Genomic DNA, 15,072 nt, shown 5'->3' on the forward strand with positions numbered 1-15,072 from the left:
ATGTTCACAGCTTCCCGAGATCCGGAGGGAGGGGTGCTGGGTCCAAGCCACCCCTGCCAACTCGGATGGCAGCACTCCTTCCGTCAGGGCACCGTGTCCCCCGCCACCGCATTGGACGGCTTGGGGCGGTCCCAGCTCTGGAGCGCGATGGTGACCGCGCCGGGCAGCAGGAGCTCCTTCTTCACGCGCGCGTAGACCGCCTTGGAGTCCGCTCCACGCGCATCCAGCTGGCGTGCGAGGACCAGGTGGAGCGCGGCGCGCTCGCCCCAGTCCAGCGTCGTGATGGACTCCACCGGCAGCTTGCCGCTCAGCACGTCCCGCAGCTCGCCGTAGCCCAGCTCCACGCCGGAGCTGTCCAGCATCCTCACCGCGAGCGCAGGATCCCCGAGCCTTTCGAACTCCGCCGCCAACAGCATGCCCGTCTCCGTGTCGATATGGCGGAAGCCGAGGAAGTCCGCGTTGGCGGAGGCCCTCGCTGCGAACTCGGGCTCCTCGGCCAGCGCCATCAACACCCGCGTGGCAACCGCGAGCGGGTGGTCCGCGGGCACGGCGCGCAGCTTCGCGGCGTCCACGTGATGACCGAGCGAGGCCGCCAGCCACTCGCCCACGCTCCCGTCCGGCCGATCCTTCTGGACGTTCTCGATGAGCCGCCGCATCACCTCGTTCTTCGTGCCCATCTGGGACGCGTGGCCGACGAGCTTCGCGTAGAGCAGCACGTCGTCCAGGTCCAACCCATCCTCCTTGTCAGCGAGCGGGAGCAAGCGCTCCGACAGCCTGCGCACGGCCTCGTCGCGGCGGCCCAGGGCCACCAACGCCTCCGCATGCGTGTCCTGGAAGCGCGAGTACTCAGGGTCGCCCTGCTCCATCGCGTCCAGCAGCGGAAGCGCCTCCGCCCAGCGCTGCTGACGCACGTAGCGCACCGCCAGCGCCCGGCGGGGGAGCGGATCCCCTGGATGATTGCGCAGCAGCGCTTCCAGCCGCTCCGTTCCCCGGGGCTCCGGCTCCGTGCGCGCGAGCAGCGAGGCCATGGCCACGGAGCCCGGCTCGCGCTCGATCGCTGCCTGGAGGTAGGCGCGGACCTCGTCATTGCGCCCGGCCCGACGCATGTCGTGCATCCACATCCGCTGCGCGTCCACGTCGTCCGGATGCGCGTCGCGCTGCGCCCGCGCCGCGGCGAGCGACGCGAGGAGTCCTTCCCCTCGCGCGACCACCATCCTCGCCGCGACCGCCGCATTCCGCGCGGCCGGGGTCTCCGGCAGGGCCTGCCAGAGACCTTCCGCCAGGCGGGCCGCATCGGCCGTGCGGTGGAGCGACATCAGCCAGCCGTAGCTCGTGGTCCATCCCCCCGGCGCCTGCCCCAGATGGGTGCGAACCGTCGAGTTGCCATCCTCCTTGCGCATCGTGAGGCGCTCGGGCGGATCGGTCAGCACGTAGTGGATGGGCCCCACGCGCTGGAAGGTCGTGCCCGCCAGGGCCAGGGGCGTGGAATCCGGCTGGGTGCTGGGCGCGCTCCGTGAGTACGTGACCGTCGTCCTGTAGAGCGGCGCGGCGCCCAGCACGTTGTAGACGAAGAGGCCGCCCTCGTCGGTCACGAACACCGTCTCATGGGCCAACGGGCCCTTCTCACCCTGGATGTCCACATCCAGCGGCCCGATCGGCATCGGACGCGAGAGATGATCATTCGCCGCGAGCGTGAAGTGCTCGTCGCCCGCGGTGACGGTGACGGGCAGGTCCAACGCGTTGACGAAGAGCACCTGCTCGTGGGCGTTGAGGGACCGGGCCCCGGCCACGATGGCGAGCGCGCAGACACCGATGCCGCCCAGCAGCAACACACCCTGGCGGCGGGAAGTCGAAGGTGCACTCACGGCTGGACCTCCTGGGCGAGCGTCGAAGCGGTCAGCAACAGCGGGCGGCGGTCGCCCGCCCCGGGCAGGTGCCAGCGATCCACCCACGCGTGGAAGAGGACCTCCATGGCACGCGGATCCGCCGCGTCCGCCGAGAGTTCCAGCGGCGGCACCGGCACGTCCAGCCCTTCGTACTTCACCGACCAGACCCGCTGGGACGGTGGGCCCGCCTGGAATCCCTCCCGCACGTGGAGGGTGAACAGGGGAGGCCCCTCGCGCGGGGCCCCCCGGCCTCCGTCCACGACGAGGACGCCCAGCCCCAGCGCCTCATCCAGCGTCCGTCGCCAGGCGCTCAAGAGCAGCTCCGAGGGATCATCCCGGGGCGACGTCGGTCTTCCGGCGGCCGCCTCCCACGTCACGGTGATGCGGCGGTTGTGCGTACGCGAGACGGCATCCAGCAGGCTCGTGAAGAACGCGCGGGACGGCGCGGCGGCGCTGCCCGGATCCAACCGCGCTTCGAGCTGTGCGCGCGCCTTGCCCAGCTCCGCGTCCACCCGGGCCTGGATCTGCGGGGCGAAGCGGGGGTCGGGCTGGCCGCGCAGGTACTCGAGCATGGAGCCCAGGTCCCCCCGGGATGCGACGCGCGACCAGGAGTGTGCCGCCGCGGCTTGCTTCTGCGGCCACACGGCCCCGCCCACCAGCAACACGCCCACGCACGCGGCGGCGAACACGCCGGGCCAGGGCGAGCGCGCGTTCCCCGCGCGCACATGGCCCTTCTTGTCCGCGCGTGCCAGCAGCGCCGGGGGCAGGTGCTCCACCCCGCTCTCCGCATCCAGCATGCCCCGGCCGAGCAACTCCAGCACGCGGCGGCGCCGGGCAATCAGTTCCTGCGCCAGCGCCTCCGCCTTCTCCTTGCCTCGCACCGTCAGGACCGTGCGCTCGCCGTTGAAGTGCATCTCCATGGCGGTGTGCTGGTAGACGCCGTTGTTCTGGTGGTTCACCAGCTGCAGGTCCTGCAGGTGCACGAGCGGCCACACGGTGATGCGGTCGATGGCCACCTGGATGAGGTGCAGGGGGTGGATGGTGTTGAAGCGTCCATAGGGGCTCGCCATCACCCGCAGGAGGTCGCGGGCCTGAGCCCAGGTGACGCCGAAGGAGACGGCCGCGAAGATCGCGCACCAGCCCCAATCCGAGACGTCGCGCTCGGAGATGCCGAAGTAGATGAAGGCCATGAGGAAGGCGGTGGCGGAGGCGAGCGCCAACGTGCCGATCGCCGGCATCACCCAGGTCGTCAGGACGCGCCACCCGCCAATCCGCTCGGCCTCCGAGTGCAGCCATTCACGGGTGGCGGCCGGCAGGGCGTCCACGTCCAGGGTGACGCGGGTCGGGTACGCGACCTCGGTGGCGCTCTCCGGGTTGAAGCGCCGGCCGAACCCGAGCAGCCGGTTCGCGGCCGTGGACTTCTGCTGGGCGAAGAGGTGCGCGGCGGCGGAGGAGAGCTGGCCTCCGGTCCAGCGGCGCAGCTCGGGGTCCGCGCCCTCCGGCAGCTCGGCGTCGAGCCGTTCCAGCGCCTTCGAGGCCTCGGCTTCCTGGCCGAACTCCAGCATCGTCGCGATGCGCCGCACCTTGAGGGCGAGCACGTCCATCCGCGAGATGCCAGGCAGCGATTGCGCCTGCTCGAGCACCTTGAGCGCGTCCGCCACCTGTCCCATCGCCTCCAGGCAGTCCGCCAATGCCACGCGCGGAGCCACCTCCGAGGGGCCATGCTTGCCCGCGCGCCAGAAGGCGTCCGCGGCCTCCTTCAGCCGCTCCTGGCGGACCAACGCCCAGCCCCGCTGCAGGTGCCCCTGCCAGTGGTCAGGCGCGCGCGAGAGCAGCGCGTCGAACTCCGCCAGCGCCTGCGGGAGCTCACCCTCGAAGAGGAAGTGACGGCCCAGCAGGAGGCGCGCGTCGTGGAAGTCGGGCTGCTCGGTGAGCACCGTGGTGAGGACCTTCCGGCCCCCGTCCTTGTCTCCCGCTTCGAACAGGTTGATGGCTTCCTGGAGGTGGGCGTTGTTCACCGCCTCCGGGCCGTCCGCCTGTTGCGCGGCGCTGGCGTCGAAGGCCTGACGCGCTTCCGCGTCGGAGAGCAGCTCGTAGGCCTCGCGCAGGCGCCGGAACTCCTCCGGGTGCGTCTCCGGCGGGTTCTGCCGGACGCGCTCGAAGTAGGCCTTCTTGATGGCGCGGGCGTCCGCGTCCTTCTCGACGCCCAGCACCTCGTAGGGGTTCTGGCGGGGCTCGTTGTTCACCTTCGCTCCAGTCCTGGCGTGTTCGCGGCCGCGTTCACGAGCCGCCACGCCTCATCCAAGCTGTCCACCGCGATCAGGCGCAGGCGCCCGGTCACTTCGGGCGGCAGCGCCGCCACGTCATCCAGGTTGCGGCGCGGGTGCAGCACCACGCGCATGCCTTCGAGGTACGCGGCCACCAGCTTCTCGTGCACGCCGCCCACCCGCCGCACCTCGCCGTTCAACGTCACCTCGCCCGTCACGGCCAGCCGCGCGGGCAACGGGCGCTGCGTGTACGCGGACAGGCCCGCGAGCGAGAGCGCGAGGCCCGAGGAGAGGCCGTCCTTGCCCACCTCGGTGTCCGTGTAGTGCAGGTGCAGGTCGTAGCGGGTCGTGAGCGTTCCCAGGCTCAGCGCGGTCGCGCGGGCACGCACCACGCTGAAGGCCACGTCCGCGGCCTCCTGGCCCTCGGGGCCCACGCGGCCACTGCACCGCAGCACGCCGCGCCCGGGCACCGCGACCGCCTCCAGCGGCGAGACATGCCCGCCCCCCGGATGCCAGCCGAGCACTCCCACGCGGCCCACCGCGGGCACGTCGCGCGCCAGCAGTCGGCGGCGTTCGGCGACTTCGGCCTCGCGGCCCGCGGCCACCAGCGACTCGCCGTTCGCCGCCGCGACGGCATAGAGCGCTCGCGCTTCGTCCAGCGCTCCGGCTTCGAGCCGGAAGTCTCCCAGGCGCAGCGCGGCGGCGCCGGGTGCACCGGGCATATCCACCACGGCGCGGCGGGCCTCTTCCACCTGGGCGGCGGGACGTCCCTCCAGCCACAGCAACTCCGCGCGAAGCAGGGCCGCGGCGGCGCTGCTCCGGACCGGAGCGGGCGCGACCACGAGGTGCCGCTTCACCTCCGCGAGCGCGCCTCGGCGGAGTGATTCAACGGCGGCGTCGAGCTTCACCTGAGAGAACGCGGCGCGCGCCGTGGGCAACTGGAGCGCCTGCGCGGCCTGCTCCAGGGGAGGCGCGTCCAGCATGGCAGTGGTGGCAGGAAGTCCAAGCGCGGAACGCGCACCGAGCACCGACTCCGCGAGGCGCGAGTCCTCCGGCGCGAGCAGCCGGGCCCGCCTGAGCGCGGGCATGGCTTCGGAAGGACGGTTCGTGCGTTCGCACAGCCGGATGATGGCGCGCCACGCCTCCAGCTCACCGGGCGCGGCTTCGGCGGCTTCGAACGCATGCACGAGCGCGTCGTCCGGCCGTTCCTCTTCCAGGAGGTTGATCAACTCCGCGCGCACGGATGCATCGCGGGGCGCTTCACGAACGGACGTCTCCAGCAGCTTCAGCGCTTCGGCCCGCTTGCCCTCGCGAGCCCAGGCTCCGCACAGGAGGCGGCGCGCGGGCCCGCCTCCTCCCAGGTCCAGGGCCTTGCGCGCATGCTCCGCGGCGCCGCGGAAGTCGCGCTCCTGGAAGAGCGCCTCGGCCAGCGCAAGCCGAGCAGATGGCTCGGCCGGACGCAGCACCACCGCGCGCTTGAGTTCAGTCAGGAGCATGCGCCCTCCTGGAGCAACAGGCTCGCGCCATCCCGTCGGCACCGGAGCCTGCTCAGCGCTGGGCGCCCCCGAGCACGTGCATGGGCTACGCCCATGGAGCGCTGCATCCCCCAGCACGGAAGTTCGGTCGGCGGCACTTGCTCGCTCAGCCCAGGTCGAACAGCAGGTCGGTCAGCTCGGCATCCAGGCGGGCCGCGGCGGCGCGGTCCCCCTTCGCACGGGCCTCACGCAGGGCGTTGCACAGCGACTCCAGCCGGGGACGCACTCCCGCTGGCGCGGTCGCGATCCGCTCGGTCGCGGCGGTCAGCAGCGCATCCGCGTCGGCCTCCGGGGACACGGGCGTCGCCGCCGCCACGGGCGCTGGCGCTCCCGGGGTCGCGCCCCATTCACGCGCCAGCCGCTCCTTCGCCTCCAGCCGCTGCTCGGGCCCCAGGCGCTGCGAGCGCTTGTCCACCACGAGCGTGGCCTCCTTGCCCGTGGAGACCACCCGCGTCGTGACGTCGAGGATGCCGTTGATGTCGTACGTGAACGTGATCGCGACCTTCTCCGTCCCCGCACGCCCGGGCGGCACACCCTCCACCGTGTACGCGTCCAGCAGCAGGTTGTCCTTCACCAGCCGCGCCTCGCCCTGGAACACGCGGATCTCCACCGCGCGCTGTCCGTCCGCCGTCGTGGCGAAGGTCTCCGTGCGCGACACCGGCACCGTCGTGTTGCGCGGGATGAGCGGCGAGAAGACGCCCCCCACCCGCTCGCGCCCCACCGTCGCCTGCACCTCCACGCCCAGCGTGAACGGACACACGTCGGTGATCATGATGCCGTGCGCGGCGCTCACCGCGCCCGTCTTCAGTCCCGCTTGCAGCGCGGCGCCCAGCGCCACCGCCTCGTCGGGGTGCACGCCTTCGCGTGGCTCGCGCCCGAAGTACTCGGCGACCAGCCGGCGCACCAACGGCACGCGCGAGCTGCCCCCCACCAGCACCACCTCCGCGATGGACTTCTTCGACAACTTCGCGTCGCGCAGCGCGCTCTCCATCGGCTCGAGCGTGGAGCGCACCAGGTTCGTGATCAGCGCCTCGAACCTCGCGCGCGTCACCTCCACCTCCAGCGACGCGGGCGTCCCACCCCGACCCGGCGCGAGGAACGGCACGATGACGGGCGTGGCCTCCACGGACGTGAGCGCGATCTTCGCGGCCTCCGCCGCGGCCTTGAGCCGCACCTGCGCCGCCAGGTTCCCGGTCAGCGACACGCCGTGGCTGCGCTCGAACTCCGCGCCCAGCCACGCGGCCAGCGCCTGGTCGAAGTCGCTGCCTCCCAGCTGGTTGTTTCCCGCGGAGGCCTTCACGTCCAGCACGCCCTGGAACATCTCCAGCACCGACACGTCGAACGTGCCGCCGCCCAGGTCGTACACGAGCACGTACTGCTCGGCGTCCAGATGGTTCACGCCATACGCGAGCGCCGCGGCGGTGGGCTCGTTGAGCAGCCGCTCCACCTTGAGCCCCGCGAGCTCACCCGCATCCTTGGTCGCCTGGCGCTGCGCATCGCTGAAGTACGCAGGCACCGTGACGACCGCCTCCGTCACCGTGCCGCCCAGCGCGCGCTCCGCGTCCTCGCGCAGCGCGCGCAGGATGAGCGCGGAGATCTCCGTGGGGCTGTAGCGCCGATCTCCGAGCATCACCGGCAGGTCGCGGCCCATGCGCCGCTTCACCTCCGCGATGGTGCGCTCCGGATGCACGAGCAACTGCGCCCGCGCGGACTCGCCCACGTGGAGGCGGCCCTCCGCGTCCAGCCCCACGACGGAGGGTGTGAGCCGCTGCCCCAACCGGTTGGTGAGGAGATTCGGACGGCCCGCGCCGTCGAGCGCGGCCACCAGGGAGTGCGTGGTGCCCAGATCGATGCCAACGACATGACTCATGTGAGGTGAACCCGGAGGCTTTCAGCGAAGGACCGCGAGCGACGGATCAGGACTCCGGCGGAGTCCACGGCTGGGCCGGCGCGGCGGCAGCGGGCTCCGGAGCCGAGTACAGCCCGTGCAACTGCCTCAGCCCCTCCTCGCTGATTCCCGCCTCCCGGGCGATCTCCATCGCTCGCTCCGGCGACGCGTGGGTCACCCACTTCCACTTGTACGAAGTGATGAGCCCCCCGATGCAGGCCAGGGCCATCAGGCCCAGGGGGATGGCGCCCCCGGCCTCGTGCTCGGCGAAGGCGATGGAGCCGAAGAGCAGCGACCCCAGGCCCACGACGATGAACAGCAAGCGCGCCCACGCCACGAGCACGGACTTGCCGCTCATGCCAATGGCCTGCCCGCGCCAGCCGTTGCCTTCCTCGGCGACGACGAGCCAGCCCTCCAGCGGGATGAGCGGCACGAAGTTGATGTGACCGAACTTCGTCGCCACGTAGCCCAGGCCTGGAATCGCATCGACCTTGCCGTAGAGCCTCGAACCGAAAATGACCATGACTTCCCCCTCGAAACCATCACGCCGTGCCTCAGGGGCACCCGGTGGCGTGGGCGCGAATCCTGCGGCACCCGGGCGAACACGCGCAATCCCCCGCCCCGGGTAGGACAGCGCCTCACGAACCCGAGGGCCACCGCCATCCAAGCCATACGGACCTGGCGGCCAGGATGGGCTGCGTCTCACTGCGAGTGCCCCCGGCTCCAACGCCGCGTCACTCAGGGCCGGCGCACGCAGCGGAACCCGACTCCCGTCAGACCGTTCTTCGGATAGGCGAGGCCCCGGTGTGCGGACCGGAACAGGGAGGGCACGTGATTGAGCCAGGAGCCTCCCCGGTGGACGGGCTTCGCGGGCACGCCGGAGGGCTCCGCGGGCGCGTCCTCCCCCAGCCGCTCCTGGTAGCCGGTGGCGGTCCATTGCCACACGTTCCCGGCCATGTCACAGAGCCCCCAGCCGTTGCATCGCGGCCCGGCGTGGACCACCGGGGTCGTGCCCCCCCGGCAGCCGCGCGACGCGCAGGGCACCGAGCCGACCACGCGCTCCGCCTCGAACGACTCGCCCCACCAGTAGGCGGAGGCCGTCGAGGCACGCACGGCGTATTCCCACTCCGCCTCCGTGGGCAGTGCTCCGCCCACGAGCTCGCAGTAGGCCCGCGCGGCGCGCCAGTCCACGCAGTTCACGGGATGATCCGTGCGCTCGGAGCCCAGATTGCAGCGACCGAGCCAATCCCCTGGGGTCTCCGCGTCAGTCCACCAGCGCGCCTGGGGATCCTTCGCGCGCACCTGCTCACGTCGCGCGGCGAAGGCCCTCACCGTCACGGGCGTGACGTCCATCTGGAATCGCTCGAACGTGAGTTCCGTCCGGGGCCCCTCGTCCACGTCCCGCCCCGGCTCGCCCGCCGGTGAGCCCATCTCGAAGCGCCCGGCCGGCAGCCACACCGACCCAGGTGGCGACACGCGCTCCACGCGGGTGCCACCTGGAGCCGTCGCCTCTTTCGCGGGCACGCAGCCCACCACGAGCCCAAGGACGGCGACGGCTGGGCGGGACAGGGAGGAGGTCATCCGAGGCATGTTCGAACGCGACGGCACGGAACTCCAGCAGGACGTCACGGCCCTCCAGCTCCGGCGGGTGCTCCATGCGCCACGCCCTCCAGCAACGCCAGGATGAACGCGTCGTACGCGTCCTTCATCGGCAGCTCGTAGTCCACCTTGAGGCGGCGGCGCTCCGCGAGGACCGTCTCGCCCGTTTTCGGGTTGCGCGCCTCCTTCGCGTACGTCTCCCGGTAGAGTCCCGTGCCGCGCTTCTGCCAGTTCGGAAGGTCGTTGAAGTTCACGCCCCGCTGGAAGAGCAGCTCGTTCTTCTCCGCCACCGACAGACGCATGAGCGTGTTCGTGGCCTCCGCCACGCCCTTGCCTTCGCGGCGCAGGCTCCAGTAGCAGTGCGCGTTCAGCGCGTTCCGGACCGCGTCCTCGCTGCGCCAGCGGAAGTAGTCGCGCACGAGCCCCGCGTTGGGCAGCTCGCAGATGCGGCAGTCGAACACGGCCAGATCCCCCAGGAGCAGCGAGAACTTCGCGCTCGCCTCACCCGCGAGGATGGAGTTGAGCTTGCGCGTCTTGCGCCCGAAGGTGTCCTCGTCCGGGTGGAACAGCAGGGAGATTTCGTCGCTCTGCGTGTAGCCGTAGACGACCCGGAAGCCGCAGTCCATCAGGTGCCCGGTCGTCGCGACCATCAGGTCGCGCACGCGCACGTCGAAGGGGCTCTCGAAGGCGTGCACCTCCTTCGTCAGCCGCGTGAAGCCGCGCCCATCGATGCGCGCCACCATGAACACGCCGGGCAGCACGCACAGGTCGTGCGCGGTCTCGAACACGCGCATCTTCTCGTCGAGCTCATCGAACTTCACGTTGCCACTCCTCCACGGTGAAACCGTCCTGCGACAGCCGGACGAAGAACAGCGCGTCGAAGCCCTCTTCCGGGCTGGGAACCTGCAAGCGTTTGTACGTGCCGAGCACGCCCACCAGCGGCACGCGCTGCTCCACCGGGCGCTGGTCATTGCGCAGGAGCGCGTCCGCCACCTTCGACTGGAAGTAGAGCCCCACCACGCGGAAGCCGAACTGCTTCGCGGCGGAGATGTACCGGGAGCGCTCCGCCACCGTGGGGTTGGTGTTGTCCACCACGAAGGGCTGCTTCGCCTCCAGGCACGCGCGCAGCAGCACCTTCTCCCGATGCCGCGTCTTGAGCATGTCCAGGCTCAGGCGGACGTGCGTGGTGAAGAAGCGCTCCCGGAAGAAGCTGCTCTTCCCCGTGCCCTGGATGCCCGTGAAGATGACCGCTTCCATGCCGTCCCTCCCCTCCCGCGAGGGCCGCTCGCGGAGGCCTTGGGACGCTCAGGCGCGGGGAAACCCGACAAGCCCCCGGACGCTCACCCGCTGGCCCCCGCCAAGGTGGGCACGCGACATCGTCCCTTCCTGAAGGTGGACCCGCCCCGGCTGGCTGTTGTATCCCCGGAGTGCCGGAGCGGTCCGGGTGAACGCCGGCCATCGCAGGCATGGATGGCGGGAGGAAAGTCCGGGCTCCACAGGGCAGGGTGCTGGCTAACGGCCAGTCGAGGCGACTCGCAGGAAAGTGCCACAGAAAACAGACCGCCTGTCCTCGCAAGGGGGCGGGTAAGGGTGAAACGGTGCGGTAAGAGCGCACCGCGTCCGGGGTGACCCGGACGGCACGGTAAACCCCACCTGGAGCAAGAGCCAATAGGAGCGCGTCCCCGAAAGGGGACAGGGATGGCCCGTCCTACGCGCTCGGGTTGCTCGCTGATGAGGTCCCTGGGCAACCAGGGCCCTAGATGAATGTTCGCCGCCCATCCCGAAAGGGGTGGGGACAGAACCCGGCTTACAGGGCCGCTCCGGTTTTTTTCCCTGTCACCCGCCCACGGGGACCTGCGCCAGCAAGAGGCGGCCCCGGCCATCGTTGCGCACCGCCTCCGGGTTGGTGATGGGCAGCCGGGCGTCGTTGCGCGGCTCCCACAGCCCCATCCACACGTTGATGGCGCGCGGCGACGCGCCCGGCGGCAGGGCGATGACGAACTCGTCCTTCACCGTCTCCCCCACCTTCCACTGCGTGGTGGGGTACAGGCCGCCCGCGGGCTTGTGGTCCACGTTCATGCGCTCCATGCGCCCGTCCGCGTCCTCCAGGTGCACGAAGACGAGGTAGTCCTCCTCCAGCGGCTGGAGCACCTTGAAGAAGACGGTGACGCGCGCCTGGTCCCCCACGGGGATGCGGCCCGGCTGCACGGACGCGCCCACCACCTCCACCTTGCCGCCCAGGTTGGCGCCGCTGCGGATGGACAGCGGGGGCACCTGGGTGACGGTGGCCGCGCGGCGCTCCTCCGGGCTGGCCCCGCCGGGGGCCTCCACGATGCAGGCACTGGAAGTGCCCAGGAGGACGGAAGCGGCCACAAGGACGTTCAGGGGCGGAAGGCGCATGACGGAGGGCCGTTCTACCCGGCCACGGGCGCTGCATCCAACTGCGTGTTGGTGTATGCGGAGCGGCGATGAAGACCCCGACCTCCCTCGACGCACTCCTGGCGCAGGTGCCCCCCGCCCCCTCCCCCGCCCCCACTCCCGGCGGCGGGACGACGCAGCCGGGCACGGGGACCCCGCCGGACACCGGGCTCACCGGCGGCGAGGTGGTGGGCATTGGCGGCGCGGCCCTCTTCGTCGTCCTGGCGCTGGTCGCGGCGCGCAAGCTCTTCGGCAGGAAGCGCGTGCCGGAGGCCCCCCGGAAGCCCGAGGAGGCGCCCCAGCTGCCCGCGGAGCGCCCCGAGCTGCGCGTGGAACTGCCGCCCAACGAGGCGGAGCTCGCCCGGCGCCGCGAGTTGGACGACGCCCACGCGCGCATGGACGAGCTGCGCCGTCAGCGCGAGACGGCCTCGTTCGCCGCCCACGCCGCCAAGGACCCGGCGGAGAAGGCCCGGCTGGAGGCGGAGGTCCGCGCCCTCAAGGAGAAGGAGGAGGACGCCAAGCGCGTCGAGTACCGCGCCAAGAAGGCCGTCGACGACGAGACGCGCGAGCGCCGCAAGCGGGAGCAGGCCGAAGCGGTGCGCCTGCGCGAGGAGGCCGTGGCCCAGGAGGCCGCCCAGGCGGAGGCCGCCCGTCAGGCGGAGGCCGCCGCGGCGCGCGCCAAGGTGGAGGCGGAGGGTGGCCGCACCCTGGCGCAGGGCCTGGACCGCACGCGCAACCAGGGCTTCATGGCGCGGCTCAACGGCCTGTTCGGCGGCCAGCGCACGATGGACGAGTCCGTCCTGTCGGAGCTGGAGGAGATCCTCTTCACCGCGGACATCGGCGTGCGCACCGCGGACCACCTGGTGGAGGTGGCGCGCGAGAAGCTCAAGCGCAACGAGCTGAAGGACCCGGAGCGCATCAAGGGCGCCATCCGCGACGAGGTGGCGCGCATGGTGGACCTGCCCGTGCCGCGCTCGCTGGAGGGCGGAGGCCCGCCGCACGTGGTGATGGTGGTGGGCGTCAACGGCGCCGGGAAGACGACGACCATCGGCAAGCTGGCCGCGCAGCTCACCGGCCAGGGCAAGAAGGTGGTGCTCGCCGCGGGCGACACGTTCCGCGCCGCCGCCACGGAGCAGCTGGATGTGTGGGCCGGCCGCGCCGGCGCGCAGCTGGTGACGGGGCCAGAGGGCGGAGACCCGAGCTCCGTCATCTTCGACGCGGTGAAGAAGGCGAAGGAGGAAGGCGCCGACGTCATCATCGCGGACACCGCGGGCCGGCTGCACACCAAGGCCCCGCTCATGGAGGAGCTCAAGAAGGTCAAGCGCGTGATGGACAAGGCGCTGCCCGGCGCGCCCCATGAAATCCTGCTCGTGCTGGACTCCACCAACGGGCAGAACGCCATCCAGCAGGCCAAGCAGTTCCACGAGGCCGTGGGCGTCAGCGCCATCGCGCTCACCAAGCTGGACGGCACCGCCAAGGGCGGCGTCATCATCGGCATCTGCGACGAGCTGAAGCTGCCCGTGGTCTGGGTGGGCGTGGGCGAGAAGGTCGCCGACCTGCGCCGCTTCGAGCCGCGCGAGTTCGTGAAGGCGCTGTTCGACTGACGGACCGCCGTCACTGCCCCATGAGCTGGGGCAGGAGCTGTTCCAGCAGCTGCTGCGTCTGGGCGTCCAGCTTCACGTCGCCCAGGTCGCCGCCCATGGCCTCCATCAGCCCCTGGAGGTCCGCCGCGCCCAGGTCCTCGTCGCCGTGGGCCTCCTCCCACCAGCGCGCTCTCAGCTGCCCCAGCGCCTTCGCGTTCGCGGGGCTCGCCTTCGCCAGCTCCTGCGTGAAGCACGCCTTGCACGCCCACTTGAAGCGGTACGTGTCCACGTACGCGCGCAGGGCCTTGAAGAAGGCGCTGTCCCCCACGAGCTTGCGCGACGCGTGGTGCAGGAGTGGCGCCTTGCCGTACACGAGCGCGCCGTACTCCAGCTCGCCGCCGTCGAAGTCGCCCGTGGGTCGGTCCGCGCGGCCGTCCCTGCCGCCGGACAGCCGGAAGAACTGGTACGGCATCACCAGGGCCTCGTTGCGCAGGGACTCGGCGGCCTCCGGGCCGTGGGCCCACTCCATGTAGAGGAGCGCCGCGTACTGCGCCAACGACTCGTCCACCACCGGGTCGTGGATGGGGTCGGAGCCCACGAGCCCCGCGAAGTACTGGTGCGCCACCTCGTGCGCCACGGTGAACTCCAGCGTGCGCTCCAGGGACTCGCCCACCTGCGCGCCCACCTGCGCCAGCAGGCCCGCGCCTTGCGCGTCCAGCAGCTCCTGGAAGGCCTCCATGCCGGGCATGCCCGCCAGCATCTTCAAGGGGTCCTGCTTCGCGCGGTAGAGCGACGTGCCCACCGTCACCAGGCCCGGGAACTCCATGCCGCCCGCGCCCCCGCTCAAGGGGGCCTGCACCACGCGGAAGTGGGTGTAGGGCAGCGGGCCCAGCCGCTTCTCGAACTCCGTCAGGGCCTGCGACGCGTACTTGAGCACGCGCTTGCCTGTCGCCGCGTCCTGCGCCGCGAAGTGGCTCTCCACCGTGACGCCATTCACCGTCGAAGTCGCGGACTGGTAGCCGCGCGTCACCAGCACCGGGAAGTCGCGCACCGCCGCCGCCGCGAAGCTGTAGCGCACCCGGCCGTCGCGCTCGGGCACTTCCCCCAGGGGCGTCCCGGTGGCGTGCGCCGCCCAGCCCGACGGCACGGTGAGCGTGGCCAGCACGTGCGCGGGCTCGTACAGCGCCAGGTCCCCCATGCCCTGCGGGCCGGCCCACGGCTGGCCCTGGTCATCCACCGGGGGCACCTGCGGCACCACGCCCACCAGGCTCACCACGTCCGCCGTGGCGGAGAAGGCCCCGTGGTCATCCGCGCCGGTCTTCCCACCGCCGCCCAGGCCCATGAGCGACTCCGCGCCCGGCGCCGCCCTGGGCACCGTGCCCTTCACCGCGACCTCCAGCGACACCGTGCCGCCGGGGGCCACGGGGGGCTCCACGGTGATGCGCTGCAACGTGGGCTCCGGCCCCAGCTCCAGCGCCACGGCCTTCCCGTTGAGCTTCGCGCTGGAGAGCGTCACCTGGCGGGAGCGGGTGTTGGGCGTCAGCCGCAGGTACAGCTCCGTCAGCGGCCGGGGCCCCTTCGCCACCAGTTGCACCTGCACCTTGCCCCAGACGCGCCGCTCCTTCGGCTCCACCTCCAGTTGCACGCGGTAGAGCGGCACGGACTCCAGCGGCCCCAGCGCCTTCGCGGCCCGGTCCCGCTCCCCCGGCTTCAGGTGCTGGAGACACAGCTGGACTTCCGGAGCCACGCTTGGCGCCACGCTGCCCGCGCCCGGGATGGCGGGCGCGGCAGGAGGGGCCGCGGCGGCAGGGCCTGAGAGCAGCGCGCACAGCAGCCACCATCCGGGGAGGGTCCGCATGGGGGCATGCTAATTGACCCCGTCCAGCGCCGCTCGCT

11 protein-coding genes and 1 other RNA gene are annotated in these 15,072 nt (G+C 71.7%); 2 read left to right on the forward strand and 10 right to left on the reverse strand.

Features of this window, described 5'->3' with window-relative positions; translation table 11 throughout:
* Window positions 1-83: 83 nt before the first annotated feature.
* The 8 genes from AABA78_RS05980 to AABA78_RS06015 all read right to left on the reverse strand — a co-directional run bounded on the left by AABA78_RS05980 (window position 84) and on the right by AABA78_RS06015 (window position 10,432).
* Window positions 84-1,865 carry a tetratricopeptide repeat protein gene (locus AABA78_RS05980; protein ID WP_338262013.1) on the reverse strand — a complete coding sequence of 594 codons (1,782 nt, stop codon included), beginning with the start codon at window positions 1,863-1,865 and terminating at the stop codon, window positions 84-86.
* Entirely contained in the window at window positions 1,862-4,132 is a 2,271-nt protein-coding gene (locus AABA78_RS05985; protein ID WP_338262014.1) for a J domain-containing protein, read from the reverse strand. The genes AABA78_RS05980 and AABA78_RS05985 overlap by 4 nt, the downstream gene beginning before the upstream one ends.
* Complete coding sequence (locus tag AABA78_RS05990) at window positions 4,129-5,649, reverse strand: S16 family serine protease (RefSeq protein ID WP_338262015.1); 1,521 nt, start codon at window positions 5,647-5,649, stop codon at window positions 4,129-4,131. The genes AABA78_RS05985 and AABA78_RS05990 overlap by 4 nt, the downstream gene beginning before the upstream one ends.
* Before the next feature lie 145 nt (window positions 5,650-5,794).
* Window positions 5,795-7,558, reverse strand: a complete 1,764-nt coding sequence (locus AABA78_RS05995; protein WP_338262016.1) for an Hsp70 family protein — start codon at window positions 7,556-7,558, stop codon at window positions 5,795-5,797.
* 46 nt (window positions 7,559-7,604) lie between these two features.
* Entirely contained in the window at window positions 7,605-8,099 is a 495-nt protein-coding gene (locus tag AABA78_RS06000; protein ID WP_338262017.1) for a hypothetical protein, read from the reverse strand.
* Window positions 8,100-8,314: 215 nt separating this feature from the next.
* Window positions 8,315-9,157, reverse strand: a complete 843-nt coding sequence (locus AABA78_RS06005) for a formylglycine-generating enzyme family protein (RefSeq protein ID WP_338262018.1) — start codon at window positions 9,155-9,157, stop codon at window positions 8,315-8,317.
* Between the two features lie 44 nt (window positions 9,158-9,201).
* Window positions 9,202-9,996: a tRNA(His) guanylyltransferase Thg1 family protein gene (locus AABA78_RS06010; protein WP_338262019.1), complete on the reverse strand. Its 795-nt coding sequence runs from the start codon at window positions 9,994-9,996 to the stop codon at window positions 9,202-9,204.
* Window positions 9,983-10,432, reverse strand: a complete 450-nt coding sequence (locus AABA78_RS06015) for an AAA family ATPase (protein WP_338262020.1) — start codon at window positions 10,430-10,432, stop codon at window positions 9,983-9,985. The genes AABA78_RS06010 and AABA78_RS06015 overlap by 14 nt, the downstream gene beginning before the upstream one ends.
* Before the next feature lie 175 nt (window positions 10,433-10,607).
* Here AABA78_RS06015 and rnpB point away from each other — a divergent pair.
* Window positions 10,608-11,001, forward strand: an RNA gene (gene rnpB, locus AABA78_RS06020) — RNase P RNA component class A.
* Window positions 11,002-11,011: 10 nt separating this feature from the next.
* On the opposite strand, the gene AABA78_RS06025 is transcribed toward rnpB, so the two are convergent.
* Window positions 11,012-11,575, reverse strand: coding sequence for a hypothetical protein (locus tag AABA78_RS06025; protein ID WP_338262021.1), 564 nt, complete (start codon window positions 11,573-11,575; stop codon window positions 11,012-11,014).
* A gap of 68 nt (window positions 11,576-11,643) precedes the next feature.
* Here AABA78_RS06025 and ftsY point away from each other — a divergent pair, with 68 nt between their 5' ends.
* Window positions 11,644-13,197, forward strand: coding sequence for a signal recognition particle-docking protein FtsY (gene ftsY / locus AABA78_RS06030; protein WP_338262022.1), 1,554 nt, complete (start codon window positions 11,644-11,646; stop codon window positions 13,195-13,197).
* 10 nt (window positions 13,198-13,207) lie between these two features.
* On the opposite strand, the gene AABA78_RS06035 is transcribed toward ftsY, so the two are convergent.
* A complete protein-coding gene (locus tag AABA78_RS06035; RefSeq protein ID WP_338262023.1) occupies window positions 13,208-15,034 on the reverse strand; it encodes a M1 family aminopeptidase in 1,827 nt (608 codons plus the stop codon).
* Window positions 15,035-15,072: the final 38 nt, after the last annotated feature.

The organism is Corallococcus caeni (assembly GCF_036245865.1).
In the GTDB taxonomy this organism is placed as follows: Bacteria; Myxococcota; Myxococcia; order Myxococcales; family Myxococcaceae; genus Corallococcus; species Corallococcus caeni.